At 54.4% G+C, this 25,882-nt stretch carries 21 protein-coding genes; 9 read left to right on the forward strand and 12 right to left on the reverse strand.

What is annotated here, in order from left to right; translation table 11 throughout:
* Nucleotides 1-21: 21 nt before the first annotated feature.
* From WKR14_RS14580 to WKR14_RS14600, 5 genes are all read right to left on the reverse strand, one after another.
* Entirely contained in the window at nt 22-2,571 is a 2,550-nt protein-coding gene (locus tag WKR14_RS14580) for a glycogen/starch/alpha-glucan phosphorylase (protein WP_339086636.1), read from the reverse strand.
* Nucleotides 2,564-4,927, reverse strand: a complete 2,364-nt coding sequence (gene glgX, locus WKR14_RS14585; RefSeq protein ID WP_339086638.1) for a glycogen debranching protein GlgX — start codon at nt 4,925-4,927, stop codon at nt 2,564-2,566. Before glgX ends, WKR14_RS14580 begins: the two co-directional genes overlap by 8 nt.
* Nucleotides 4,927-7,146 carry a 1,4-alpha-glucan branching protein GlgB gene (gene glgB, locus WKR14_RS14590; protein WP_339087755.1) on the reverse strand — a complete coding sequence of 740 codons (2,220 nt, stop codon included), beginning with the start codon at nt 7,144-7,146 and terminating at the stop codon, nt 4,927-4,929. Before glgB ends, glgX begins: the two co-directional genes overlap by 1 nt.
* 25 nt (nt 7,147-7,171) lie before the next feature.
* Nucleotides 7,172-9,436, reverse strand: a complete 2,265-nt coding sequence (gene malQ, locus WKR14_RS14595; RefSeq protein ID WP_226564471.1) for a 4-alpha-glucanotransferase — start codon at nt 9,434-9,436, stop codon at nt 7,172-7,174.
* A 341-nt stretch (nt 9,437-9,777) separates the two neighbouring features.
* On the reverse strand, nt 9,778-10,290 hold the full coding sequence (locus WKR14_RS14600) for a MarR family winged helix-turn-helix transcriptional regulator (RefSeq protein ID WP_339086642.1): 513 nt from the start codon (nt 10,288-10,290) through the stop codon (nt 9,778-9,780).
* A 271-nt stretch (nt 10,291-10,561) separates the two neighbouring features.
* Here WKR14_RS14600 and WKR14_RS14605 point away from each other — a divergent pair, with 271 nt between their 5' ends.
* From WKR14_RS14605 to WKR14_RS14640, 8 genes are all read left to right on the forward strand, one after another.
* Nucleotides 10,562-11,749, forward strand: a complete 1,188-nt coding sequence (locus WKR14_RS14605) for a KamA family radical SAM protein (protein ID WP_224866216.1) — start codon at nt 10,562-10,564, stop codon at nt 11,747-11,749.
* A gap of 3 nt (nt 11,750-11,752) precedes the next feature.
* Nucleotides 11,753-13,198, forward strand: a complete 1,446-nt coding sequence (locus WKR14_RS14610; RefSeq protein ID WP_224866217.1) for a sodium:solute symporter family protein — start codon at nt 11,753-11,755, stop codon at nt 13,196-13,198.
* A 5-nt stretch (nt 13,199-13,203) separates the two neighbouring features.
* Nucleotides 13,204-14,034, forward strand: a complete 831-nt coding sequence (gene ablB / locus WKR14_RS14615) for a putative beta-lysine N-acetyltransferase (RefSeq protein WP_248952699.1) — start codon at nt 13,204-13,206, stop codon at nt 14,032-14,034.
* 352 nt (nt 14,035-14,386) lie between these two features.
* Nucleotides 14,387-15,535, forward strand: coding sequence for an L-threonine dehydrogenase (gene yiaY, locus WKR14_RS14620; protein ID WP_101055445.1), 1,149 nt, complete (start codon nt 14,387-14,389; stop codon nt 15,533-15,535).
* Nucleotides 15,536-15,862: 327 nt separating this feature from the next.
* Nucleotides 15,863-16,228, forward strand: coding sequence for a cytoplasmic protein (locus WKR14_RS14625; protein WP_101055446.1), 366 nt, complete (start codon nt 15,863-15,865; stop codon nt 16,226-16,228).
* Nucleotides 16,229-16,662: 434 nt separating this feature from the next.
* The gene (locus WKR14_RS14630) at nt 16,663-17,964 is read left to right on the forward strand and encodes an NAD(P)/FAD-dependent oxidoreductase (RefSeq protein ID WP_101055447.1); all 1,302 of its coding nucleotides are present in this window, start codon (nt 16,663-16,665) and stop codon (nt 17,962-17,964) included.
* A 100-nt stretch (nt 17,965-18,064) separates the two neighbouring features.
* Nucleotides 18,065-18,301: a hypothetical protein gene (locus WKR14_RS14635; protein WP_234556840.1), complete on the forward strand. Its 237-nt coding sequence runs from the start codon at nt 18,065-18,067 to the stop codon at nt 18,299-18,301.
* Complete coding sequence (locus WKR14_RS14640; protein WP_028778989.1) at nt 18,298-18,549, forward strand: hypothetical protein; 252 nt, start codon at nt 18,298-18,300, stop codon at nt 18,547-18,549. The genes WKR14_RS14635 and WKR14_RS14640 overlap by 4 nt, the downstream gene beginning before the upstream one ends.
* Here WKR14_RS14640 and WKR14_RS14645 read toward each other — a convergent pair.
* The 6 genes from WKR14_RS14645 to WKR14_RS14670 all read right to left on the reverse strand — a co-directional run bounded on the left by WKR14_RS14645 (nt 18,546) and on the right by WKR14_RS14670 (nt 24,408).
* Nucleotides 18,546-19,064, reverse strand: a complete 519-nt coding sequence (locus WKR14_RS14645) for a YgjV family protein (RefSeq protein WP_101055450.1) — start codon at nt 19,062-19,064, stop codon at nt 18,546-18,548. The genes WKR14_RS14640 and WKR14_RS14645 overlap by 4 nt on opposite strands.
* Nucleotides 19,065-19,124: 60 nt before the next feature.
* The gene (locus WKR14_RS14650) at nt 19,125-19,715 is read right to left on the reverse strand and encodes a Crp/Fnr family transcriptional regulator (protein ID WP_339086652.1); all 591 of its coding nucleotides are present in this window, start codon (nt 19,713-19,715) and stop codon (nt 19,125-19,127) included.
* Nucleotides 19,716-19,727: 12 nt separating this feature from the next.
* Entirely contained in the window at nt 19,728-20,390 is a 663-nt protein-coding gene (locus WKR14_RS14655) for a hypothetical protein (protein ID WP_101055454.1), read from the reverse strand.
* A gap of 402 nt (nt 20,391-20,792) precedes the next feature.
* On the reverse strand, nt 20,793-21,347 hold the full coding sequence (locus WKR14_RS14660; protein WP_101055456.1) for a MarR family winged helix-turn-helix transcriptional regulator: 555 nt from the start codon (nt 21,345-21,347) through the stop codon (nt 20,793-20,795).
* A gap of 145 nt (nt 21,348-21,492) precedes the next feature.
* Entirely contained in the window at nt 21,493-22,065 is a 573-nt protein-coding gene (locus WKR14_RS14665; protein ID WP_039034741.1) for a PhnA domain-containing protein, read from the reverse strand.
* A gap of 99 nt (nt 22,066-22,164) precedes the next feature.
* Nucleotides 22,165-24,408, reverse strand: a complete 2,244-nt coding sequence (locus WKR14_RS14670; RefSeq protein WP_226564480.1) for a TonB-dependent receptor domain-containing protein — start codon at nt 24,406-24,408, stop codon at nt 22,165-22,167.
* A 180-nt stretch (nt 24,409-24,588) separates the two neighbouring features.
* On the opposite strand from WKR14_RS14670, the gene WKR14_RS14675 reads away from it, so the two are divergent.
* Nucleotides 24,589-25,263, forward strand: coding sequence for a DUF2461 domain-containing protein (locus WKR14_RS14675; protein ID WP_335922782.1), 675 nt, complete (start codon nt 24,589-24,591; stop codon nt 25,261-25,263).
* Between the two features lie 40 nt (nt 25,264-25,303).
* Here WKR14_RS14675 and WKR14_RS14680 read toward each other — a convergent pair whose 3' ends face one another.
* Nucleotides 25,304-25,876, reverse strand: coding sequence for a TetR/AcrR family transcriptional regulator (locus WKR14_RS14680; protein ID WP_101055462.1), 573 nt, complete (start codon nt 25,874-25,876; stop codon nt 25,304-25,306).
* Between the last annotated feature and the right edge of the window lie 6 nt (nt 25,877-25,882).

Raw genomic sequence — 25,882 nt, forward strand, 5'->3', positions numbered from 1 at the left:
CCAATTAACAGAAAAAGGCGCTCACTGCGCGCCCCAGATATGGTCGCGATAACCGGCTATGGTGACATCGCTGGAGAAGCGGCCACTGACCGCGGTGTTGCGAATACTCATGGCGGTCCAGCGCAGAGGGTCCTGATAAGCCTTGGCGGCTTGCAGCTGGGCCAGACGGTAGGTTTCAAAGTCGGCCGCCAGCATCCAGGGATCTTGGGGCGACTCAATGGCGGCTATGATGGGGTCGAAGATCCCCGGCTCCAGCAGATTAAAATGACCACTTTTGAGCAGCGTCATTACGCCGCCGAGCGCCGCCGAAGACGCTATATATTGCGCCGGGCAGTAGTGCGCCTTGAGTTCCTCCACCGCCAGGGCATTGAGGCCAAACAGGAAGAAGTTGTCTTCACCTACCTCTTCGAGCATCTCGATATTGGCACCATCCAGAGTGCCTATGGTCAGGGCGCCATTCATCATGAACTTCATATTGCCTGTGCCCGAGGCTTCCTTGCCGGCGGTGGATATCTGCTCTGACAAATCCGTACCCGGACAGATCACCTCCATGGCGCTGACGTTATAGTCGGGCAAAAAGGCAAACCTTAACCAGGGACTGACTCTGGGATCCTCATTGACCATATGAGCCACATTGTTGGCCAGTTTGATCACCAGTTTCGCCATGGCATAACCGGGTGCCGCCTTGCCGCCAATAAGCACGCAGCGTGGTTGCATCCCCCGGGTATCGCCACTGACAATCCGCTGATAGAGATGGATCACATGCATGATATTCAGCAGTTGCCGCTTGTATTCATGGATCCTCTTAACCTGCACATCAAACATCATGGAGGGGTCGAAGTTCACCTGGCAGCGCTGCGCCACCAGCTCGGCCAGCGCCTGTTTATTGGCCTGCTTCACCTCGCGCCAGGCGGTAATAAATGGCTTGTCCGAGGTAAAGGCGTTGAGGGCAGTCAGGCATCTTAGGTCGCTCAGCCAATCCTGCCCCAGGCGGCTGCTGATGAGCGCGGCCAAACGGGGATTACAGTGAGCCAGCCAGCGCCTGGGAGTCACGCCATTGGTACGGTTGTTGAACTTATGCGGCCAGAGCTCGTAAAAATCCCGAAACAGCCCTGTGGTCAACAGCCTTGAGTGCAGCGCCGCCACACCATTGACCGAAAAGCTGGCCACTATTGCCAGATAAGCCATACGGATATAGGGCTCATCCCCCTCTTCTATGATGGACATCTGCCGCAGACGTGACACGTCGCCGGGCCAGTGATGTGCCACCAACTCCAGGTATCTGGCGTTGATTTCATAAATGATCTCCAGAATACGCGGCAGCATCTGGGCGAACATACGCACCGGCCAGCGCTCCAGCGCCTCCGGCAACAAGGTATGGTTGGTGTAGGCCATGCAGTGGCTGACTATGTCCCAGGCGGCTTGCCACTCCAGCTGATATTCGTCGATAAGCAGGCGCATCAACTCGGGAACCGCAATCGCCGGATGGGTATCATTGAGCTGCAGCACATGAAACTTGGCAAACTCACTAAAGTCCAGGCCTTTGTTAGCAACCCAGGTCGTCAACAGATCCTGCAAACTGGCAGAGGACAGGAAATACTGCTGCCGCAGCCGCAACTCTTTGCCGTTTTCACTGCTGTCATTGGGGTACAACACCATGGTGATCTGCTCGGCCAGATTCTTCGCCGCCACGGCTTCGGTGTAATCCCCCTGGTTGAACTCAGCGAGGTCAAACTCATCTGTGGCCTCGGCCTTCCAAAGCCTCAGGGTGTTGACCCGGCCGTTGCGATAACCCGGCACCGGCATATCATAGGCAACCGCCAGTACATCCTGGGTATCCACCCAGGCTCTGTGCCGACGGCCATCGCGGTCAACATGACTCTGCACATGACCGAAGAAAGGCACTGTCACATTGTGCTGTGAAGCCCGCACTTCCCAGGGGTTGCCATCCCTGAGCCAGCGGTCCGGCTGCTCCTGCTGGTAACCATCGACTATCTGCTGAGCAAACATGCCGTACTCATAACGAATGCCATAGCCAGTGACCGCCAGTCCGAGACTGGCGCAACTGTCCATAAAGCAAGCCGCCAGCCGCCCGAGACCGCCATTTCCCAGACCTGCGTCATGCTCTTGCTGTTGCAGGGTTTCAAGCGCTACCGCATAGCCTTGCAGCATCTCCCGGCACTCGTCGGTCAGGTCCAGATTGAGCAAGGCGTTGCCCAGGCTTCGGCCCATCAAAAACTCCAGCGACAAATAAGCCACCTGTTTGCGTTGGTACAAAGCGTCCTGGCTGCGACTGGCGCACCAATCGTCCAACAGCTGCTCTTTGACACTCAGGGCCAACGCCTGATAGAGCTCCTGTGGCCTGCGCTCATTGCGGTTAAGATCGTATCTCAGCTGTCTGGCAAAGGCCGCCGGCAGTGAATCACAGGGCTCGCAGTCTTGGTGCACCAGATGGCCTGGGGCTTGTTGACTAGCGGGCGCTATTGGCGATGCGGCTTTTGATGCTTTTGATGCTGTTGTCGATTGGCTCTTACTGCGGCTCTTGACTCTATTCCTTGAAGTATCAGTCATGGCTGGCTCCTTTGGCTGAGGACGACAGATAACGGTCACCTGCGGCCAGCAGCTGAAAACTGCTGGCGGCAACGGCGAAAGATGAAGCTGTGGGATAGCAGGATTGCTGTTCATCCCGTCCGGCTTCGCTGGAAAGCAGCAATTGCCACTGCTCACCGGCTCCAGGCGGCGGAGATGGCAGACAAAACTGGCTGTTGCTGTCACCGGCATGCAGCAGGATCAGCAGAGCTTCGGTCTGAAGTTTGTTTTCTCCTTGAGGGCTAATATCTAACTGACGGCTCTTATTGAGCTGATGGCTCTCGCTCAGCTGATGGCTCTTATTCAGCTGAAGGCTCTTATTCAGCTGAAGGCTCTCTGCCCGCTGAAGGCTCCTATTGAGCTGACGGCTCTGCATCAACTGCAAGCTGCGGCACTGGACTTCGCCCCAATGGCCGGGGGTCATGGCCTCGCCGGAGGCAGCAAACCAAGCCAGGGCTCTGGGAGCCTGGAGGGCATCGGTGTGAACATAGTCATCGCTGTCATAAAAGCCGCAATCCCGGCGAATATGGATAAGCCGGCGAACAAAGGCGCCAAGCGCAGTATCTTCCCTGTGCCAATCGAGCCAGCCCAATGGGTTGTCCTGACAATAGGCGTTGTTGTTACCGCTCTGGGAGTTACCGAACTCATCGCCGGCCAGTAACATGGGCGTGCCCTGGGAGAGCAGTAAACTCGCCAGCAGATTACGGCTCTGACGCGCCCTCAAGGCCAGTATGGCGGCATCTTTGCTCTCGCCTTCCACGCCATGGTTGGCACTGAAGTTTTCATGGTGACCATCGCGGTTGTTTTCGCCGTTGGCCTGATTGTGCCGCTCGCGATAGCTCACCAGGTCCCTCAGGGTGAAACCATCATGGCTGCAGATAAAGTTGATTGAACTTTGCGGGCCGCGCCCCGAGTGTTCAAACAGATCGCCGGAGCCGGAAAGGCGCCTGGCAAGCTCGGGCAAGAGCCCGGCGTCACCACGCCAGAAACGCCGCAGAGTATCGCGATATCTGTCGTTCCATTCGGCAAAACGATTGGGAAATTGCCCCAACTGATAACCGCCCGGGCCTATGTCCCAGGGCTCGGCTATCAGCACACATTGCTGCAGTTCAGGGTCTTGCAGCAAGGCATCGAACAATCCGGCGCGATTGCTGAATCCCTGCATCTCACGGCCAAGGCTGGTAGCCAGATCGAAACGAAAGCCATCCACCCCCATGATATCGACCCAGTAACGCAGCGAGTCCATCAGCAGCTGTACCACTCTTGGATGACTGATATCCAGGCAGTTGCCACAGCCAGAGTCATTGATATAAAAACGCTTATCTGCCGGATGCAAACGGTAGTAGCTGACGTTATCCAAGCCGCGAAAACTGACGGTCGGCCCCTGGCGGTTACCCTCGGCGCTGTGGTTGAAGACCACATCCAGCACGAGTTTGATACCGGCATCATGCAGGGCAGAGACCATCTGCTTGAATTCGCCAATGGCATCGTCAGAGGCCGAATATGCCCCATGGGGAGCGAAGAAACCTATGCTGTTATAACCCCAGTAGTTACTGCGACCACTCTCCAGCAGGAAAGGCTCGGACAGAAAGGCGTGCACCGGCAGCAGTTCGACACAGGTGATCCCGAGCGACTTGAGATAAGCTATCGCCACCGGGTGCGCCAAACCGGCAAAGGTGCCGCGAAGCTCAGGGGGGATCCCTGCCATGGCGGCGGTGAAGCCCTTGAGGTGCATCTCGTAGATCACTTCATTACGCCATTGGCCGCCCGGTAAGCGCTTACCGGTAAAGCGGGTATCGGCTACCACTTGGCATTTGGGCATGGCCCAGGCGTTGTCACAGGGATCGGCCCATAAGTCATCCCCTATACCGGCACTGCCGGACTCCCGCTTCTGGGCCCCTGGTACTGGGGGTTCAGCATCCCCCGGATGGCACACAGCGGCCAATGGCCGGCCCTGCTCATCGACTCTGGCATAGCCAAGTTGCCAGGGCCCATACTGCCAGCGACCACAAAAGGCTCTGGCGTAAGGGTCCAGCAGCAGCTTGGCCGGATTGAATCTGTGCCCTTCCTGAGGCTGATAAGGGCCATGCACCCGATAGCCATAGCAAAGTCCTTCACCGGCCCCCTGCAGCAAACCATGGAACACCTGTTGCGAGGACGGCATAAGCTCGAAACGGCCCGACTCACGCCATTGGCCATTTTTGAATTCAAACAGGCACAGCTCTACCCGGGTTGCATGAGCCGAAAACAGCGCAAAATTTACCCCTTCCGGCTCGCCATTGGCTTCATGTACCAGAGTTGAGCCCAGAGGCCAGGGTTTGCCTGCAAGCATCTGCATCAGCCACGCTCCAAGGCGAAATAGACGCTCGCCAGTGGCGGCACCCGGATCAGCGCGCTGTATGGCATGCCCTGCCAGGGGATCTCCTCGGCTTCGATGCCTCCGGCGTTGCCTTGATTACTGCCGCCGTAGAATGCGCTGTCGCTGTTGAGCAGCTCGCGGTAACGTCCGGGCTCTGGCAATCCCAGTCGATAGCCTTCCCTGACACAAGGGGTAAAGTTACAGATAACCAGCACCATGTTGCCGTCGGAATCGATACGCGTAAACGCCAGCAGGCTGTGCTGACTGTCGTTGCAGTCGAGCCAGCGAAACCCTTGCGGCTCGCCGTCACACTGCCACAATGACGGCTGCCGGCGGTAACAGAGGTTAAGGTCCCGCACCCAATCGCTGAGCCCCTGATGAGACGGATACTGCAGCAGGTGCCAGTCGAGGCTGAAATCATGTTGCCATTCGCGCCGCTGGCCAAACTCGCCGCCCATAAACAGCAGCTTTTTCCCCGGATGAGCCCACATAAAACCGTAAAAAGCCCGCAGCGTGGCAAACTTCTGCCAGTCATCGCCGGGGATCTTCTCCAACAAGGCGCGCTTGCCATGCACCACTTCGTCGTGACTCAGCGACAAAATAAACTGCTCGGTATAGGCATAGATGAGGGAAAAAGTCAGTTGCCCGTGGTGATAGCTGCGATGTACCGGCTCCTTGGTGAGATAATCCAAGGTGTCGTGCATCCAGCCCATATTCCATTTAAAGCCGAACCCCAGGCCGCCGGCAGCGACATCCCGGCTGACGCCATCCCAGGCGGTGGACTCTTCGGCAATCATGATGATCCCCGGGTACTCATGGTAGAGACGCGTATTGAGCTGCTGCAAAAAGGCTATCGCTTCCAAATTCTCACGGCCGCCATATTCGTTGGCCTGCCACTGGCCCTCTTCGCGGCTGTAATCCAGATAGAGCATGGAAGACACGGCATCGAGGCGCAGGCCATCGAAGTGAAACTCCTCCAGCCAATAGCAGGCATTGCTGAGCAGAAAACTCTGCACCTCTTTGCGGCCATAGTTGTAGATCAAGGTGTCCCAGTCGGGATGGCGGCCACGGCGGGGATCTTCATGCTCATACAGGCAAGTGCCATCAAAATGCGCCAGGCCGTGGGGATCGGAAGGAAAGTGCGCCGCCACCCAGTCGAGCAGCACACCGATACCCGCCCTGTGGCAGGCATCCACCAGCAGTTTAAGCCCCTCGGGATCGCCAAACCTGTGACTGGGAGCATACAGCCCCACGGGTTGATAGCCCCAGGAACCGTCGAAGGGGTATTCACTCAGCGGCATAAATTCCACATGGGTAAAGCCGTGAGATTGCAGGTAAGGCACCAAGAGTTCGGCCACCTCTGCGTAGCTGAGAAAACCGCCTTCGCCGTTACGCCGCCAGGACCCCAGATGCAGCTCATAGATACTGACCGCCTGTCGGTGCCAGGCGCTTTGCGCCCTGGCGGCCATCCAATCACTGTCCTGCCATTGCCAATCACTGTCCGCCATCGGCACTATCGAGGCGTTGTGGGGCGCACCTTGCATCTGTCTGGCGCAGGGGTCGGCCTTTTCCAGCCAGCTGCCATCCTGGGTTTGCAGCAAAAATTTATAGTGCTCACCGCCCTGGACTTGCGGCAAAAACAGCTCCCAAAGACCTGAGGCCGGGTGGCGGCGCATACTGTGGCGGCGTCTGTCCCAATGATTAAAATCCCCCAGCAAAGACACACTTTTGGCATTGGGAGCCCAAACACAAAAACGTACACCTTTTACGCCTTGGCACTCCAGCCAATTGGCACCGAGCAACTGCCAGCCTTTCAGCAGACAGCCTTCATTGAAGAGAAAGCATGCCTGTTCATCGAGCGAAGCATCAAAGCGGTAAGGGTCGTCCAGCACCAGCTCCGCCTGGGGATAGCTGATGCGGAGCCTATAGTTGAAGGGTTTGACCCTGCGCCCCATAAAGCCACTGAACAGGGGCTCGGCGCCAACGACAGGGTTAAGCTCGGCCACCTTACGGCCGGTTTTCGCGTCCAGCACCTCGACGGCGGCGGCGCCGGGCAGCACGGCGCGCAGTAGCAAGCGGCTGCGGCCATTTTGCTCAACCAGATGCATTCCGAGCCAGGCGAAGGGATCGCCATGGCGCCCTTCGGCCAAGGCGCAGGCAGCGGCAAAGTCCAGTTCCGGGACCAGGCTTTCCTGCATTGGCTCACTAAAGTGCGGCGCGGGTTCATTGGCGACGATTTGCTGTTTCATCTGCATCTCCTGTTGATTGAGCTCGAAGCCGCTCCGGTTCAGCGCTGCAACTTTGCTCGCGCACCCGGCGGATATCCCTGAGCAGGTTTTGCAGCAGTTCGGAATCATTGAGCCTTTCCACGGCCAACGAATAACGTCGGCGCCAGTTGGGATACTCAGCGCTGGTGCCCGGGATATTGACCGCCACCTTATCGCCGAGCAGATCTGTCAGCGGCAGGCTGAAAAGCGCACTGCGCCCCGAGGCGACTGTGACGGCGAGGTTATGGATCAAGTTGTGGGTATAGGTGACAGAGTTCGGCTCAAGTGAAACTTTTAACTTGTTTTCAAAGGGATAAAATTGCGACAGCCAAACTTCAAGAGCCTGAATATCCCTGCGGCGGTCTTCGCTTTCCCTTGCGTATTGTTCAGCGCCCAGCAGGCCAAGTTCCCGCCTGAGCCTGAGATCTTCTTCTTCCAACCAGGCTTTGAGCGGCGCTACATCATGGTTGCTCAGCATCATGATGGCGTTTGGCTTGTAGTCATTTGGCGGCCGAAATCCACCAAAGTCAGGGAAATCCTGCTGCTCACGGCAAAAATAGAACAGCTCATTGGAGTACAACCCGCCAAGCTTAAGCGGCGCTACGATTTGCGGCGGCACCAGCCCAAGGTCTTCGCCAATCACCAGGCAGCGGGCACGCTGGCTCTCCAGCAATAAAATCGCCCGCAGGGTATCGAAGGGGTAATAGACATAGGCGCCTTCAGGCTCGCCAGACTCAGTTTCGACTGCAGTTTCAATCTGGTTTTCGGCGCCGACCGGCCACCACCAGAGACGAAACAGCGACATCACGTGATCTATCCGAATGGCACCACAGTGGCGCATGTTGGTGCGCAGCAACTCAATAAAGTGACTAAAATCTGCCTGCTTGAGACCGACGGGATCCAGAGGCGTCAGCCCCCAGTTCTGCCCCTGGGGCGCAAAGGCATCCGGCGGCGCCCCTATGCTGGCACCTTGGCAAAACTGACTCTGATGCTGACTCACCTCAGTGCCGCTGCCAACTGTGCCGACAGCCAGATCCCGGATAAGGCCGATACTCATGCCGGCTTCTATGGCGCGGGATTGACACAAGGCCAACTGCTCTTCGGCAACAAACTGCAGATAGAGATAAAAGTTGGCATCTGTGGGCCAATCCCCTGTGGCGAAACTCGCCTGATCCCGGGCATAGTGCTGCAACGCCAGTCCCTCCCGACTCACAAAGCCGTCGTAGCCCAGGCGCCTGGGAGCATCCTTGGGCAAAGCGTTGAAACGCTGCCACATTGCTTTGAGGCGGGCACACTTATCACGGCTGACAGCGGCATAGTCCAGCCAAGGGCTGAAGGCCGTTTGCTCGGCAAAAGATTCAGCATCACGGATTGATGCCATCCCTTCGGCGCAGAGCGGCGGCGAGATATACAAGGGGTGCAGGCGGCGTCTGTCTATTGGGCTGTAGGGACTTGGGGAGGCATCCTCAGTGAGCGCCAGCGCATGCAGGGGGTTGAGCAGAATAAAGTCCAGCCCCTTGGGGGCCAGTTGGGTTATCAGCTTCAGTAAGGCTCCAAAGTCGCCCATTGCCTCAGGCCCAGGAGTATCCTCCTGCCAGAGCGAAAACAACTGCACGCTGACGCCCCAGGGCCTGCGGTGAGGCTCGGTTTGCCGCGCCCTGTTTTTTTGCAGTACGCCTTGAAAGGCCTGCCTTGGCGCCACCATCAAGGTGCCCATAGCAAGCAGCTTCTCCTCGCCATCAGGCTCGATGATAGATAAAGACACCCTGTGGTAGCCAAGTCCTGCGGCGATGCCACAGTTGCCGGAAACCTCGTCCAGTTTAAGTTCGAGCTCAAGATAGCAGCGCTCACCGATACGATAATCGCCGCGCACCGGGCAGTCTGCCGCTGAAAAGCTGACAACAAACTCCTCACCCAGTTCACTCGTCAGCGTCAGCTGCAGCGCCTTGGATGGCAAAGACTGCGCCTCGAGTCTGAACCTCAGACCGAGACTGTCGAGATAGCACCACTGAAATGAAGGCAACAGCTGCTGCCAGGGCTCGGCATCGAGCTGATAGATCCGCCGCTCAATCCAGAGCTCGCTCGCCTCTTCGGGTATAGGGCCACACATGGCGCTGAGGATCTGTTTGCGTGTGCCGGCCGATGTAGGGCAAAAACGCCCATAGCTGTCGCTGAAGCCGTCCCCTATCCCTTGCAGATACAGCAACTTCTCCAGTCCCATCTCAGCACTCCACGCCAATCACCTTAAGTTCCCTGTGAGCAGATAGCATGCCAGGGCAAAATAACAGCAATAAGACAGAGGTGTGTCAGCCAAGTGACAAGTATTTAATATTTTAATTCAGTAGCTTGTGAAAATTCGCCCTGATGCTTGGCGAGCGTCTCGCAAAAGGCATCAAAAGTAAATGAGTTGCACCAATGACTCAAGACTGTGCAATCTTTCACCAATTGAGTGCAAGACATCGCCGACAAAAGCCGGGATTGGCAACCAGGGGTTGAAAACGGGGTTCAGACAGAAATCAATCTTGGGGTCGCTGACAGCGACCCGCTTGTAAAGAGGAAAACTCAGCTCTTGGTTTGCTTTGGGGTCACAGTTTCCGGCTCATCGCTCGGCTGAATTTGTCCCACCAGCAGCATGGGGGCGGCATCCAGCTCTTCGGCATCCATCATGGTGGCAATCCGCTCCACAGCCGACAAGAGCTGGCTCTGCTCCCAGGCCTCCAGCGCCTGATAGCGCTTGATAAAGTGCTCCTGCAGCGGTTTGGGCGCCTGTGCCAGCAAGGCAGCACCGGACTCACTCAGCAACAGGTGTACCTTGCGCTTATCGGTTTGGCTGCGCTGACGTATAACCAAGCCCTTGGCTTCAAGACGGTCGATGATAGTGGTGACTGTGGCAGGACTCAGATTGATCTCGGTCGCCACCTGTTTGGCGAGCGGCGATCCCATGGAAGCGATTTTCTGCATCACCATAAGCTGCGGTCCGGTGAGGCCCGAGTGCTTACTCAGTTGCCTGGAATGCAGGTCGATGGCGCGGATCACTTTGCGCAGCGAGATTAATAACTGCTCATACTTTTCCATGAATACTTCCTACTCACACTGGTTCGAAAAGGGCTACTGAAATCACAGCTAGCCGAAAGGCGCCAGCTTATCAGAAAAGCCCGGCAAACTCATAGCCCATCAACTTAATAGCTGAATTTCCCAAAGTGTCTGCGCCGACAAATGCAACTTTAGATCAACAAATCATTCATCTTTTGTTGATACGAAAACCTCATAATGCAATCATTAGACAACTAACGATTAGGGCTCAAATTAATTATTGAGTATTAATTATCAGAAAAGGACTATCCCCATGTCGGCCACCAGCCTGAAGTACAAGAGCGAAGAAAATCCTATTCCACTGAAAGTCATCACAGAGAAGCGGCCATTTTCCAGCCATCAGGCGCTGATGCAGTTTGATGTTGCCAATCGCTCCTGGCGGGAAACCTTGTCGCTGAGCTTTAAGAATGACAAGCAACTATCCCAGGTATTCAACAATATTCGCGCGGTTGATGACCAAGTTTATGAAGTGATTGCCGCCAGGATCACCCCTTATATAGCCCAGCTGATGGACAAAGATGATCCCAAATGCCCAATTCGGTTGCAGTATGTTCCAGAACAGGATGAGTTGGAGGTCGCCCCCCATGAAATGGGCGATCAATTGGCGGAAGATGACATGATGCCCGAAGGCACCTCGATAGTGCACAGGTATCCCAACCGGGTGTTGTTCCTGGTACACAACATCTGCGGCTCCTATTGCCGCCACTGCACCCGCAAACGCATGGTGTCCGATCCGCTCAACGTGATCTCCATGGACAGAATACGTCGCTCGGTGGAGTATCTGCGCCAACATACAGAGGTGCAGGACGTGCTCCTGTCGGGCGGCGATCCTTTGCTGCTCACAGATGACAAACTGGATGAAATTCTGTCTATGATCCGAGAGGCCAGACCGGATCTGAAAATACTGCGTATCGGCAGCCGTTTATTGGCGCAGCTTCCTACCCGGGTCACGCCCGAGTTGTGCCGGGTACTGAAGCGTAACCGAGTCACACTGATCAACACCCAAGTAAACCATCCCAGAGAAATCACCCCTTTATTCAGCAAACATATCACTATGCTCAGGGAAACCGGCATCATGCTCGGCAACCAGAGCGTACTGATCAAAGGCGTCAACGACAGCATAGATACTATGCAGGAACTGGTGATGGAGTTGGTATCCATAGGCATACGTCCCTATTACGTCTATGCCATGGATCCGGCGCCGGGTAACAGCAAGTTTCAGGTCAGTTATCAGCGAATGCTGGAAATCTATCACGGCATCCGCGGCTGGGTATCCGGCCCGGCTATTCCCACCTTTATCGTCGATGGCGTCGGCGGCCTGGGCAAAATGCCGGTGCAGCCGGAATATGTCAGCAGGCAAACTGGCTCGGAAGGCGAGCGCCTGATAGCCACCAACTTTGAGGGGCGCAGTGCCGACGTATCATTCCTGCTACAGGAGTGATCCATGCACCCTTTGGATTATGGGATTTTCCTGGCGTACCTCGTAGGTTTACTTGGGTTTGGTTACTTCCATTTCAAACGCCACAGTGACGGTGATGACTACTATCTCGGTGGCCGTAATATCAAAGCCAGGCACGTAGGCTTTTCCATTGCCGCCACGGATGTGGGCGGCGGATTTTCCATAGGTCTTGCCGGTCTCGGCTTCAGTATGGGGCTGGCGGGCAGCTGGCTGCTGTTTACCGGTTTGCTGGGGGCCTGGTTATCGGCTGTGTTTGTTATTCCCAGGGTCAAACGTCTGGAGCAGGGCGAGCGCTTTTATACCTATCCGGATCTGCTCAAGCACAGATTCGGGGCCAGAGTCGCCATGTTGGCCGCCTTGATCTCCTGTATCGGGTATCTGGGGTTTACCGGCGCGCAGATCCTCGCCGGTGCCAAACTGGCGGCCGCGACCCTTTTGCCCAAGGGCTTCGATGCCTTGCCGCCGCTGCAGTTGGCACTCTGGGTCATAGGCGGAACCACCATACTTTACACTGTATTTGGGGGGCTCAAGGCGGTTATCTATACCGACAGCGTACAGTGGCTCATTTTATTGCTGGGCTTGATTGGCTTTACCCTGCCCTACGCCCTGGTGGAGGTCGGTGGCTGGCAGGGGCTGAGCCGCAATCTGCCGCCGTCCCACATGTCACTGACCGCTATAGATCCCATCACGGCCATCAATTGGCTACTCACCATCACACCTGTGTGGCTAATTGCCATGACTCTCTATCAGCGAATGTTTGCCTGTAAAGATAGCGCCACCGCCAAGCGCGCCTGGTATCTGGCCGGGGTGCTTGAGTATCCCCTGATGGCGATATCCGGGGTTTTATTGGGGATGTGCGCCAGAGTCATGTTGCCACATATGGACAGTGAAATGGCGGTGCCGGCGATGATCCGCGATCTCTTGCCAATGGGCTTTACCGGGCTGATTATCGCGGCATACTTTTCCGCCATCATGTCCACCGCCGACAGTTGCCTGATGGCGGCATCCGGCAACCTGACCCAAGATCTGCTCGGGCTGGATCCCAGAGGGAACAACACCCTGAGACTGTCGATGATTGCCACTCTATTGCTGGGGCTGGCAGCCATCTACCTCGCCAGTCAGGCCAGGCAGGTATTGGATGCCATTCTCTATGCTTATGCCTTTATGGTTTCCGGGCTGTTTGTCCCAACTCTGGCGGCGCTGTTTTGGTCCAGAGTCAGCTCCACTGCGGCACTTTGCGCCATGTTAGGGGGCGGCCTCACGGCGTTGGCGCTACTGACAGAGTTGCTCAAGCTGCCGGATGGCTTGGCAAAACTCGGTCTGGATCCCAGTATCTATGGCATTTTGGTCTCCGCCGGATTGTTGCTACTGGTCAATGTCATTCACCAACCAGCTCCCAAGCCCAGGCTCACCTCACATCAGGACAGTTAACACTCATGACCCGAGCTCAATTTGATCAGCAACTCAACTTACTCGGTGCCCACATCCAGCATGGCCCGGCCAATGATCGCATCTATCTGATCTCCCTTGGTAATGCCTCCCCCGGTCCTTTATTGGATGCGCTGAATGCTCTGGCGCTGCAACATGGCTACGGCAAGATCATCGCCAAGCTACCTGAGCACAAGGCCGGCCTGTTTCTGGCATATGGTTTCAGCGAAGAGGCCAGGATCCCCAATTTTTATCAAGGCCAGGACGCCGTATTTCTCGCCCGCTACCAGGACAAAACCAGACAATTTCGCAACATGCCGGAGTTGGATACCCTGCTGGAGCGCGCCAGGGCGAATATCAAGCCTGAATTCCATTCAGCGGCCGAGGTCAGTCGCTGCCGCGAAGAGGACCTGCCGCAGATGGCCAGGCTCTATGCCGAGGTGTTTCCCAGCTACCCCTTCCCCATTGAAGATCCGGAATTTTTGCGGCAGAGCATGGCCAGTGATGTCGACTACTTTGGGATCCGCCAGCAAGGGCGACTGATAGCCCTGGCTTCTGCCGAAAAGGATCCCAAGAGTCTCAGTGCAGAGATGACAGATTTCGCCACTCTGCCACAGGCTCGCGGACAGGGCTGCGCCAGAGCCTTGCTGGCACATATGGAACAAGCAATACTCCACCAGGGCTACCGAACCGCCTATACCATAGCCAGAGCCGTTTCCGTTGGTATGAACCGTACCTTTGCCGCGGCAGATTACCGCTATGGCGGCCGTCTGCACCTTAATACCCAAATAGGCGGCCAGATAGAGAGCATGAACCTCTGGCATAAATTACTTGTTTAGCTACCACTTATGTGGTACTTAAAGGATCGGTCTACCACGGAAAGGTTCGATTACCCAATATAAATACGGGACTTTGTCGAGAAAATTCCATGCTTTCGACTAATAGCCCTCCCCTTGTTAAGGGATAATATGGTGACCGTGGGACCCCTAACCACCATGGAAGGAAAGGTGTTATCCGCATATGTGTCATAAAAACAGCTTTTATGTCACTTAGTTTCATTTCTCTCTTAATTTTCTTTCTTTTTGGCGCAATTCTTGGCGCCACCTCACACTTTTTGGTCAGATGAGTTGGTAATTTGACATCAAGAGAGAGATACAGATTTCATTTTCAACAGCATATACAGGTGAACTTATGGCTGCTAAATTCTTTATCCCTTCAGTAAACGTCCTGGGTCAGGGCGCTGTAGACGATGCTATCGGTGATATCCAGACTCTGGGATTCAAACGAGCCCTGATAGTGACAGACAAGCCTCTGGTCAGCATAGGTCTGGTGGGACAGATCGCCGAAAAGCTGGGACAGGCAGGTATTAGCGCCACAGTATTCGATGGCGTTCAACCCAACCCAACCGTTGGCAACGTGGAAGCAGGCCTTGAGCTGTTGCGTGCCAACGACTGTGACTTCGTAATCTCCCTGGGCGGCGGTTCACCACACGATTGCGCCAAGGGTATTGCCCTGGTTGCAACCAATGGAGGTTCCATCAAAGACTATGAAGGCCTGGATCAGTCAGCCAAACCCCAGTTGCCTTTAGTGGCTATCAATACAACGGCCGGCACCGCCAGTGAAATGACCCGCTTCTGCATCATCACAGATGAAAGCCGCCATATTAAGATGGCCATTGTTGACAAGCACACTACCCCCATCATCTCGGTCAACGACCCTGAACTGATGCTGAAAAAACCTGCCAGCCTGACCGCGGCAACCGGTATGGATGCCCTGACACACGCGGTAGAAGCCTATGTTTCCACAGCAGCTAACCCCATCACTGATGCCTGTGCCATCAAGGCCATTGAGCTTATTCACGCCAACCTGGTCAATGCGGTAGAGCATGGTGACAATATCCAGGCCCGTGAACAGATGGCTTACGCCCAGTTCCTCGCCGGTATGGCATTCAACAACGCCAGCCTGGGTTATGTACATGCCATGGCGCACCAGTTGGGTGGTTTCTACGATCTGCCCCATGGCGTATGTAACGCCCTCTTGCTGCCTTATGTGCAGGAATACAATGCTCAAGTGGCGGCACCAAGACTGAAAGATGTTGCCAAAGCCATGGGTGTTGATGTCAGTGCCATGAGCGATGAACAGGGTGCTGCGGCGGCAATCAAGGCGATTAAAGAATTGGCTTCGGCAGTAAAAATCCCTGAAAACCTGACAAAAATTGGAGTAAAAGCCGAAGATATTCCTGTACTTGCAGAGAATGCTCTGAAAGATGCCTGCGGCTTTACCAACCCTAAACAGGCGACTCACGAGGAAATTTGCCAAATTTTCACTAACGCACTTTGATACATTTGTAATATAATTTCATCGTCCGCTTTTTCCCTGCAATGAGAAAGCTGTACAAGAGGCCCGCTCACAGAGCGGGCCTCTTCTCTTGCAGTTACCACTCGCTTCAAGCTTCCAAGCCCATCAGCTCAGCATTTCAACGGTTATTCGGCAACAGCTAAATTTTGAGATCTGTCCCCGGTTTATTTCTGTCGAATACAGGCTAAATGAGATTAACAACAGCAAGCAATAAGGAGTACACCCCCGCGTTTGTAACCCTTGTCACAGTGGCCGATTGTTAGTTCAGCCCCTATGATGAATTCAGGAATCAACCAGGCAGGATCCCTTATGACAGCCATTAGCCAGATAATCAATTACACAGTTCGTTGCCCCCACTACCAAGATCAGAGCGCCGAAGCCACATGGCGCAATCACATCGAAATCAATCACTCGGCAGAAATCGCCCTTGACCGACTTAGTAAGTGGCATGCTCACTCAGGTAACAGGGTATTTTGTTTTCAAAACATAGTGGTGCGTAAGGCAGAAAAGGAGGAGGCTTACTTCGCCATGATCAGCGAAAGATTAAAATCCTCTGGCCATGCCCTGATCACGCTCAAAGTGTTTATGGACAAGTGCACCAAAGATACCTCTGTTGAGGAGATAGTGGAACACATATACCAAGACTGCCAGACTCGCCTGAAAAGCCTGGGTTAAACCGCCCTGAAGCTGATTACCCCTGAGTCAATTAAGCTGCCATAGGCAGTACTCTCAATTGGCCGTATCCTTGTCATTTCTGGTAAAGATACGGTCAAACAAGCGCTAGCTCACAGATTTACTACGGACAACGGCGATAGATCACAGTTATTCAATTCATTCCGGCACAAATCCGATAGATAATATCATTTTTGAGAAAATCATTTCCTTATTTTTCAAAAGCTAATAAAAGAAAACTCAAACTTACCTCAGATATAATCCATTTTTAGGCCAATTGTTGGCAACCCCTGGCGCTGCTAGACTTTCCTGCGCGGGCCAAAGTCTAAAGATCTCAATCATTCAGGCCTTGCGGGGTTGATGCAAATCAGGGCGACCGAGTTCGCCCGCCGAAACAACAGAATTTGTTTTTAAATCTGCAACAGGAAAGCCATTAAATGCACGAGTTAGCCAATATCGTCATCGTCGGCGGCGGCGCCGGTGGTATGGAGATCGCCACCAAACTGGGCCATAAACTGGGTCGCAAAGCCAAGGCCAGAGTCACGCTTATCGATGTCGCCGACAGCCATGTCTGGAAACCCCTGCTCCACGAGGTCGCCACAGGCGCATTGGATGTCGGGGTTGATGCCATCAGCTACCGCAGTCACGCAGCCGCTCACGGCTATCACTTTCAGCAAGGCGCCATGACGGACATAGACCGTAAAGCCAAGCAAGTGATACTGGCGCCCATTTGTGATGACAAAGGTGAAGAGCTGTTGCCATCGCGGCGCATCGACTATGACTATCTGGTGGTTGCCATCGGCAGTATCGCCAACGACTTCAATATTCCCGGGGTGCGGGAACACTGCGTCTTCCTCGACAACACAGAGCAGGCCATGGCCATCCGCCAGCGCTTGTTGAACAAGTTTATGCGTTATGCCAGCCATCAACAGTTGGATGAGAAGATCAAAATCGCCGTCGTCGGCGCCGGTGCCACCGGGGTGGAGATGTCGGCCGAAATGCATCACGCAGTGGATCAGCTCAAGGGCTTTGGCTACAAGATAGATACCAGCCTACTGGAAGTCACCCTGATAGAGGCCGACAAACGAATACTGCCCAAGGTGGAAAAAGAAGAGATCTCGGCGGCAGTCGCCAGAGAGCTGAGCACTCTGGGAGTCCGGGTGATGACCAATACCCGTATCACCCAGGTGACAGCCAAGGCGTTGACTACCAGTGAAGGCGAAGAGATCCCGAGCGATATGGTGATCTGGTCCACCGGGGTCAAGGCGCCTGAGTTTCTCCACGGTATTGGCGGCCTGGAAAGCAATCATATCCATCAGCTGCTGGTCAAACCCAATGCCCAAACCACGCTGGATGAGCATATCTTTGCCATTGGAGACTGTGCCGCTTGTCCGCAACCGGACGGCAACTGGGTGCCGCCAAGGGGCCAGGCCGCCAGGCAGATGGCCTTGATGACAGCGGATAACATCATAGCCATGCTCAGCGGCAAGACTCCCTCAAAAGAGTACCTTTACAAGGATCTCGGTTCACTGGTGAACCTGTCGCGCTTCCACACGGTCGGCAACCTGATGTCTTTCATTGGTGGAGGCGTCATGGTCGAAGGCAAGATAGCCAGATTTGTCTATACCTCTCTCTATCGCCGCCATTTGATAGAGCTTCACGGCGTGGTCAAGGGCACCCTGCTGATGTTTGCCAAGGGGATAACCCGGATAATCCATCCCCACCTCAAGCTGCATTGATAAAGGGGGCGCCAGGCGCCCCTCTTTTATTTGCCACGCCGGCAAGGCTATAATCGCTGCTGACTTATTTACCCGTAACAGACGAATTCAGATACTGCCTATGACAGCTCAATCCACCGACTTTTCCAATATCAACCAAAGCAGCGCCCAGTCCTTCAAGGCGCAGAAGAATCTGATCAAACAACTGCTGGCCGGTAAAAAAGTGCCCTGCCCTAAATGCCAACAAACCTTGAGTGCCACCTTGCCACCGGCAAAATCCACCTCAGAGCTTGCCAGCATCCGCTGCCCCAAGGGCTGCACAGATATTGAGCTGGAAACCGAACTGCCGGGCAAGTGAGTAAGCCCAATAAAAAAGGACCGCAACAGACGGTGGAAATCATCTGCTGCGGCTGCAAGGCAAAACTGTTCAAATATCGAAAGGGCGGCAAAGGCGCCTTGGTTAAATGTTTTGTCGAACGGATCCTGACAGATCATACGCAAACGCCCTGTACCTGCCCCGGCTGCGGCCAGGTCTTCGCACGTCAGGCACTGATCCGCGGCGTGCCTGCATTCAAGATTATCGGTGGCAAGGCGCGCATGAATTAGCCCCCTTGTGCGGGCGCCGAGCCTTTGCGGCGCAGATAGAAACGGTAGTATCCCAACAGATTGCTGCCGATAAACACAGACTCCATCAATACCGCCATCGGCGAACCCAACAGGATGTTATTCAGCAGCCAGCAACCGCTGCCGATGAACATCAGCTCCCTTAATCGTTTGTCATCACGGCAAAAGGCCGCCCTGGTCTGCAACAAACTGCCGGCCAGACTCAAAAGATCGAGCCATTGATTGAAACTCAGGGCCACGGCTGTGACCGAAGCGGCCATAAACAGCCACATCAGACGTCTGTCGACGGTGAAGATACTGACAAAGAATCTGACACTGGCAACCAACATTAAAATGGCCGGGCTCCAGTGGTTGAGCAAGATAAAATGCGCCGAGATCAGCAGGCCCGACACCAGCAGACAAGCGAGCACGGCACGCCTGTGCCTGAACTGGAATGACAAAAGATCGCTAAGCAGCGCCAGAGTGACCAATAGCTGTGAAATAACAAAAATGGACAACACAGTATCCCGGAAGATTGAAACCGGCCGCTATTGTGCTGTGCCATTGAGGCGATGGCATTAACTTAGGTTAAGACGCCGGCGAATGCGGCTGAGACTCTCTGGGGTGATGCCGATATAGTTGGCCAACTGCACCTGGCTCAGGGTGCTTATCCAGTGTGGCCAATGATTTTTTAACCACAGGTAGCGCTGCTCTGGCGACTTGAGCAATAGAAAAGCTTCTTTCTGCTCCTTGTAACGCAGTTGGGCACGCAGCAATGAAAGCTCGGCGCGCTGAAACCCGCCAAGCTCAAACAGGCTCAAGGGCACAACCACCAGAGTACTGTTTTCCAGTGCTTCAAGTTGATAACGGGCAGGCTCAGCACTGAGAAAACTGCTGTAAAGCAGGCAAAATTCGCCAGGGAAATAGAACTCTTTGCAGCGCTGCTGACCATCACTCAGATAGTGGCAGGCCCGCAGCAGACCATTGAGCAATAAAAAGCCCGACTGCTGTTTGCCACCTTGTGCCAGCAGCACCTCACCTGCATGACAACTTTTCAGCTGAGCCTTATCCAAGAGTGGCGCCACAGCACTGGGTTCAAGCCCCAACTCAAGGAAAAAGTCTGTCAGCGCCCGGAAAGCAGCCTGATGAGACATAGATTCATGGCTCATTCAGTCGGGCGCCTATTGGGAAGAAGACGGCAGAATCGAGGTAAGCGTCACAAAGAAAGTGCGTTCCATATACTCGCCCGGCGCTTCGGCCATGGATTGCTCTTGGGTGCGGGTCTTCAGCGCCAAAGTCACGCTGTAAGGCGGGTCGAACGGCTCTTTGGGGGTGATGGCTTCTATCTCAATTCGGTCGCCGAGAAACTGGCTGGCCAGATGCGCGATGGCGCCGGTTTGATAGTCGAATCTGAACATACCCAGATACCAGAACACACCAGAGCCCTGGGTTGTCACCGCGAAGGGAACAACAAACTGCATCGATTCGGCATTGCCGGGCAAGTTTAAGGAGGTCAGCTTACGATAATCGAGCAACACCTCCCCACGAACCACTTCATCCTGATATTCGCCAAACGCCAGATGCTGCTCTTCTTTAAAGCCGGTAAGAGTGACGGCCTTATTATTGTCCGGTAAACGGATCCTGAACTGTTCTCGGGTGTCCAGATTGAACAGCCGCTGCATCACACCTTGAGCCCCGCCATCGAATTCAGCCAGTGGACGCACCATATCGTTTTCCCTGACATAGAGGTCATCCTCGGTGAAGTTGAACCTGTAGATCCCAAGCGCAATCACCGCCAGAAACACCAGACCCAACACTAGAGCCACACGAATAAACAGCTTCATAATTCATCCTATCAACAACAAACCCAACCATATCGGCACACTGGGCTTACCTTAACCTCAAAGCCAAGTAGCCGCAGCCGGGATCTTAGGGCCTGTCAGCCCGGGTTCAGTCAAGAGCGCAATATTTAATATCTGTTGAAACACCCACCTATGACTGAAACGTTAGCCATCAAAGGTACTTGCCAATGAGTTTCAGCCAACCAGCTTCAATGCCATCTGTTTATAAAATACAGTAGCAGACAACTGAGTCGCTGAGAACTCGGGTTTGGTGATTGAGAACTCGGGTATTTACAACCCGAGCTGCAGATTGAATGACAGAAAAAGCGCACTGATGAAACCTCACTGCTCCACCAAGGACGGAAGGTTACCTTTACTCAAGATAGATGGCTCAAGATAGATAGCTCAGGACTCGAGCTCTGCCAGCCACACTTTGAGTAAAGCCGCCAGCCTCTGCCTGTCTTTGGCAGAAATGCCCTTGAGCAACTGCTGCTGAGTCGCCATATGAGCAGGCAGTGCGGCCTCAACTTTGGCCTTGCCTTCGACGGTTAATCTTACATTCACCGCGCGGCGATCTTCGGTGCTGTGGCTGCGACAAATGAACCCTTTCTGCTCCAACTTATCCAAACGGCTGGTCATGGCGCCTGAGGTCAGCATCATGCTCTGGTGCAATTGCCCCGGAGTCAGAGTGTATGGCTCACCGCTGCGACGCAAGGTTGCCAGCACATCAAACTCCCCCTGACGCAAGCCAAATTCGCTATGGCAACGGAGGATTTCAGCATCTATATATTTGTAGATCCTGGCCAGGCGGCCAAAGACTTCCATCGGCTGCAGATCGTCAGTCACCCCGGCAACCAACCACTGGCTGACTATGGTGTCTACCCCATCCTTGATAGCTGTGGATTGCGGCTTGTGGGCTTGTGGCTTGTGGGTTTGTGTTTTTAGCTCTTCCTGCGACATAACTATCTCTATAGCAAGATTCTTTATAAGGAATATTATGCCAGCAAGCGGCTATTCCCAAGCCTGAAAAGCAAAAACGCCGCAGAAATCGATTTCTGCGGCGTTTTTTAACTGAATCAATCAGTGAAGAGGCGAATAACTCCCCTTATGATTTCTTCACATAACAGCTCAGGATAACGATGCGAGTGCCATTGACCCGGCCTTCGATATGCTCAGGGTTGTTGGTCAGAGCAATGTTACGCACGGCTGTACCGCGCTTGGCCACAAAGCTGGTGCCTTTCACGTTGAGATCTTTAATGATCACCACGCTATCACCGGCGGCCAATTGAGTGCCGTTGCTGTCCAGTGTCGGCGCCGAATCATCGCTCTCGGCCGCCAAAGACTCGGCATCGCCCCAAGCTTTGAGATCGTCTTCCAGATAAAGCATATCCAGCAGATCCTGAGCCCAACTCTCGCCATTGAGACGCTTGAGCATGCGATAAGCCATGACCTGCACGGCAGGAACCTGACTCCACATACTGTCGTTCAGGCAACGCCAGTGGTTAACATCCATGGTGTCCGGAGCGGTAATCTGGCCTTCACAGGTAGCGCAGATCATAATGTCGCTATCTGTGCGATCACCCGAGTGAGGCAGATCATAGACAGACAGAGCGCCTTCGGCTCCACAGAGTTCACATTTCCCGCCACAGCGGCTTTGCAGTTCAGTTTCTGAAGTCATCACTAATATTCTTCGTTCAGGCAAAACGCACATTATGCCGCAAAATCAGAGCTTGATCAGGTTTGCAGCTCACAAAAGCACAAAATAACTGGGGTTTTATCAGAACTGGTACGCCAGACTGAGGCGAATATCCCGTCCCTGAGCCGCAATGCCATCGGCCAGATGCGGACTGTAATACTGGTTGGTCAGGTTACGCAGCGCCAGCCTCAGCTCAAGCCCCTGCAACATATCTTCCGGCTGGAAGCCGAGATACAAGTCTTGCAGAAAATAGGCCTGGCTCGGTCTATCGCTGACAAACAGGCCCTCATCCGGCACCTTCTGCTGCGCATCATACCAACTGCCACGCCAGGAGAGCGACAGCTCGGGAGTCAGATAATACCCCAGGTGCAGACGCATATTGAGCGGAGGAATGTCTGCCAGGTTTTCATCCCTGCCACTGCTGTCACGCAGGCTGCCGCTGTGCTTGCCGCGGGTATAGGAAGCCGTATAGTCGGCAAACCAATCGTGCCAACGGTATTGAGCCTCGAAGTCGCCACCGTAGATATGGTAGCCGTCGAGATTCACATAACCGCTCTCAAATGGTTGACTCTTGTCGACCCAGAGCCCTTTGCGCTGGGCGATATCCTGTTTTCCCTGATTCCAATACAGAGTCAGTTGGGTCGAGAGCCTGTCATCACCGGCGAAGACCCCATCAAAGGCGCTGCTCAGCCCAAGCTTATAGGCGTGCAGCCGCTCGACATCTATCCCGCGACTGGTCGCCTGAGCACTACTGGCCTTGGCATATTGCACCGCGTAAATCTCATCCACCACAGGTGCCTGCAGGCTGTAGGCATAATCCAGGGTCAGAAAGCTGACATCACCGAGACGGTATTCCAACCCAAGCCTTGGCGACCAACCGCTGTGGCGGGTAGAGGAAAAATCATGACCGACACTGGGGTCGTTGTAATCCGGCGCCAGATTACCATGGCCTATGCTGTAAATACTGTCGAAACGCAACGATGGTTTTAGAATGAGGTTATCCGTCAGGGCAATGCTGTCGCTGAGATAAAAGGCGTAGGTATCCTGGCGACCTCCAGGCTGGTAGTAAGGCGTGTACAGGCCGAAGTTTTTCTCCGCCTTGTTCTGATAACTCTTGTTGAATACCAGTGAGCGGCGATCGAGCGAGCGGTACTGCAGCCCCACAGTCAATAAGTGGTCACCCAACTGGCTGGTGTTGTTGATATCGATAAAGTCCCTGTCGTATTCGAGCCAGGACTCATGGCCAAAGTTACCCACAGAAACAAACATCTTATCGAAGGCTATCTGGGGCCTTACCCAGTGTCTGTCGTTACTGCTGCTGGACAGCGCCAATTGCAGATCCCACAGCGGACTGGCCGGTGTATAACGGTAGTTGAGTGAAACTGTGCTGTCTTTGTAACTGTTGAGGGCGGTATTGGCGTATTCTGCCGCCTCAAAAGAGCCGTACTTTTTGATATTAAACTCAGATACAGTGGGCATTTCGCCGCGGCGGTTGGCCCAGGGTTTACGGCCTTCATCATCGTAGGAGGTATAGCTCAAAGACAACTTGTGCGCTCCCAGCTCATAATCCAGCTTGGCCAGGAGGTTGTTTTGCCGATAGCCTGAGAAACGAAACACCTGGCCGTTGCCCAGCTCAAGATCGCCGGCATCTTTATAGCTGTAGTTAACAAGTGCCGACAGCCCTGAGTTCAAGCGGCCATAAAGCGTACCTGTGTAAGTCTCCAAGCCGTTGTTATCGGCATAACTGGCCTTGACTCTGGCGCCCAATTTTTTGCCGTAATCCAGAAAATCATCGGCACTCTTGGTCACCACATACATGGAGCCACCGAAACCACCATTGCCGGAGCGGGGATCGTGGGCGCCCTTGATCACCTCAATTCGCTTGACCATATCCGGGTCGATAAAGAAAGAGCCGTAGCGATACTGTTCAAACCCGACCGGGGCGTTGTCGACATAGACATTGAGATCTTCTGTCTCACCAAAGCCCCAAACATTGATTTTCTCACCGCCGCTACGGGGGCCGCCATCAAGAGTGATGCCGGGCACAGTGTCCAGCACTTCGGCAAAGTTTCCCGCCTGTTGCTCCTCTATGTCCTCCAATGTCACCAAGGCTTCGCCCGGACGGGTCAGCGTCAGTTCCCGACGAAAAGGCTGGCCACGCACCTCTATGATCTCTATCGCTTCCACCTTAGGCTCACCCAGCACACTGCTACCACTCTTGGACGGCAGAGAAGTGGCGGCCAGCAAGGGCCAGGGCGCCAAGGCACACAGCAGTAATGGCAGCTTGCCGCTCGGCGCCATTCGCCGGGATTGTTCGCTTGTCATCTATCATCTCCCCTTAAAAATAAGGCGGCATTATAAGAACCAAGCTTACAAATGAGAATTATTCTCACCGATATTTACACAGGATCCAATTTGGTTATCTTTGTTTTAAAAATGTAAAACCACTTGACTCACAACAGGCTTTCACCTGAGATATCGCCCTGAAGAAAATGGAGAACAAAGATGAGCTTCAGCGAACAAGGTTTTGCCTTTCTGACCCGGCTGGAAAACAACAACGACAGGGCCTGGTTCAAGCAACATCAGGACGAATATGAAACCCTGCTCAGGGGGCCGGCACTGACATTTATTGAACAGATGCAGCAGCCTATTCAGGCCTTGTCTCCCAGATTGACGGCGGTCGCCAAGAAGGTCGGAGGCAGTTTGATGCGACCACAGCGGGACACTCGCTTTGGTCACGACAAGTCGCCCTACAAGCTCAATGTCGGGATCCAGTTTCGCCATTTTCAGGGTAAGGATGTCCACGCTCCCGGGTTGTATCTGCATCTGGCCAACGATGGCTGCTTTATCGCTGCCGGGATCTGGCGCCCCGAATCCAAGGTGCTCGGCGCCATCAGACAATGTATCGACGACAACCCACGCGCCTACAACAAGGCGTTGGAGGAATTACAGCGCCATGGGTTTACGATGGACGGTGACAGCCTGGTGCGGCCACCCAAGGGGTTCGATAAAAGCCACCCATTGATAAACGAGTTGAAACGCAAAGACTTTGTGGCGCTTAAGATGCTGACAAAAGAGCAGGTTTGTCGCAGCGATTTTGTCGACGTCTGTGCCAGTGAGTTCCAACACACCCAGGCGTTGATGCGCTATCTGTGCTTTGCCCTGGACTTGGATTATTGATTGCCACACCCGGGCTTAAACCGCCCAGGTACAATCTGGCTCAACGTCCAAGCTGAGCCCGCATCACGCTCAGTGCCTGCTGCAACTCCTGATGCAAACCGGCCTTGCCTAGCACCCGAATTCCCTGCAGTTGCAGCAGTAACCAGGCCGCGAGCGCCTCGGGATTGTCGCTGCTAAGCTCGCCGCGCTCTCTGGCGTGGGTCAACGCCTTGGCAAACGCCTCCTTGATGGAGTCAAACAAGTGCCGACTCTCTTGCTGCACGACAGCATCCTCCAGGCTCATCTCCAGCAGCGCATTTTGCAGGAAACAGCCGTATTTTTGCTCTCGCTGCTGGGCCACAAACTGTTCAAGATAATCAATTACCTGCTGCAACCCTGCGCCTTCGGCGCGCAGGCTGTCGAGCGCTGGCAACGAGTTTTGCTGCAGATACAGACGCAGCGCCTCCCGGTACAGATTCAGCTTGTCGCCATAGGTGTTATAGAGACTGAATCTGTTGATCCCCAGATGCTCGACCAGATCCGCCACTGAAGTGGCGGCATAACCCTTTTGCCAAAAGAGCTCCATTGCCAATTTCAGCTTATCTTCCCGGTCAAAATTGCAACTTCTTGCCATACTGCT

Source organism: Shewanella chilikensis (genome assembly GCF_037953065.1).
Lineage (GTDB): Bacteria > Pseudomonadota > Gammaproteobacteria > Enterobacterales > Shewanellaceae > Shewanella > Shewanella chilikensis.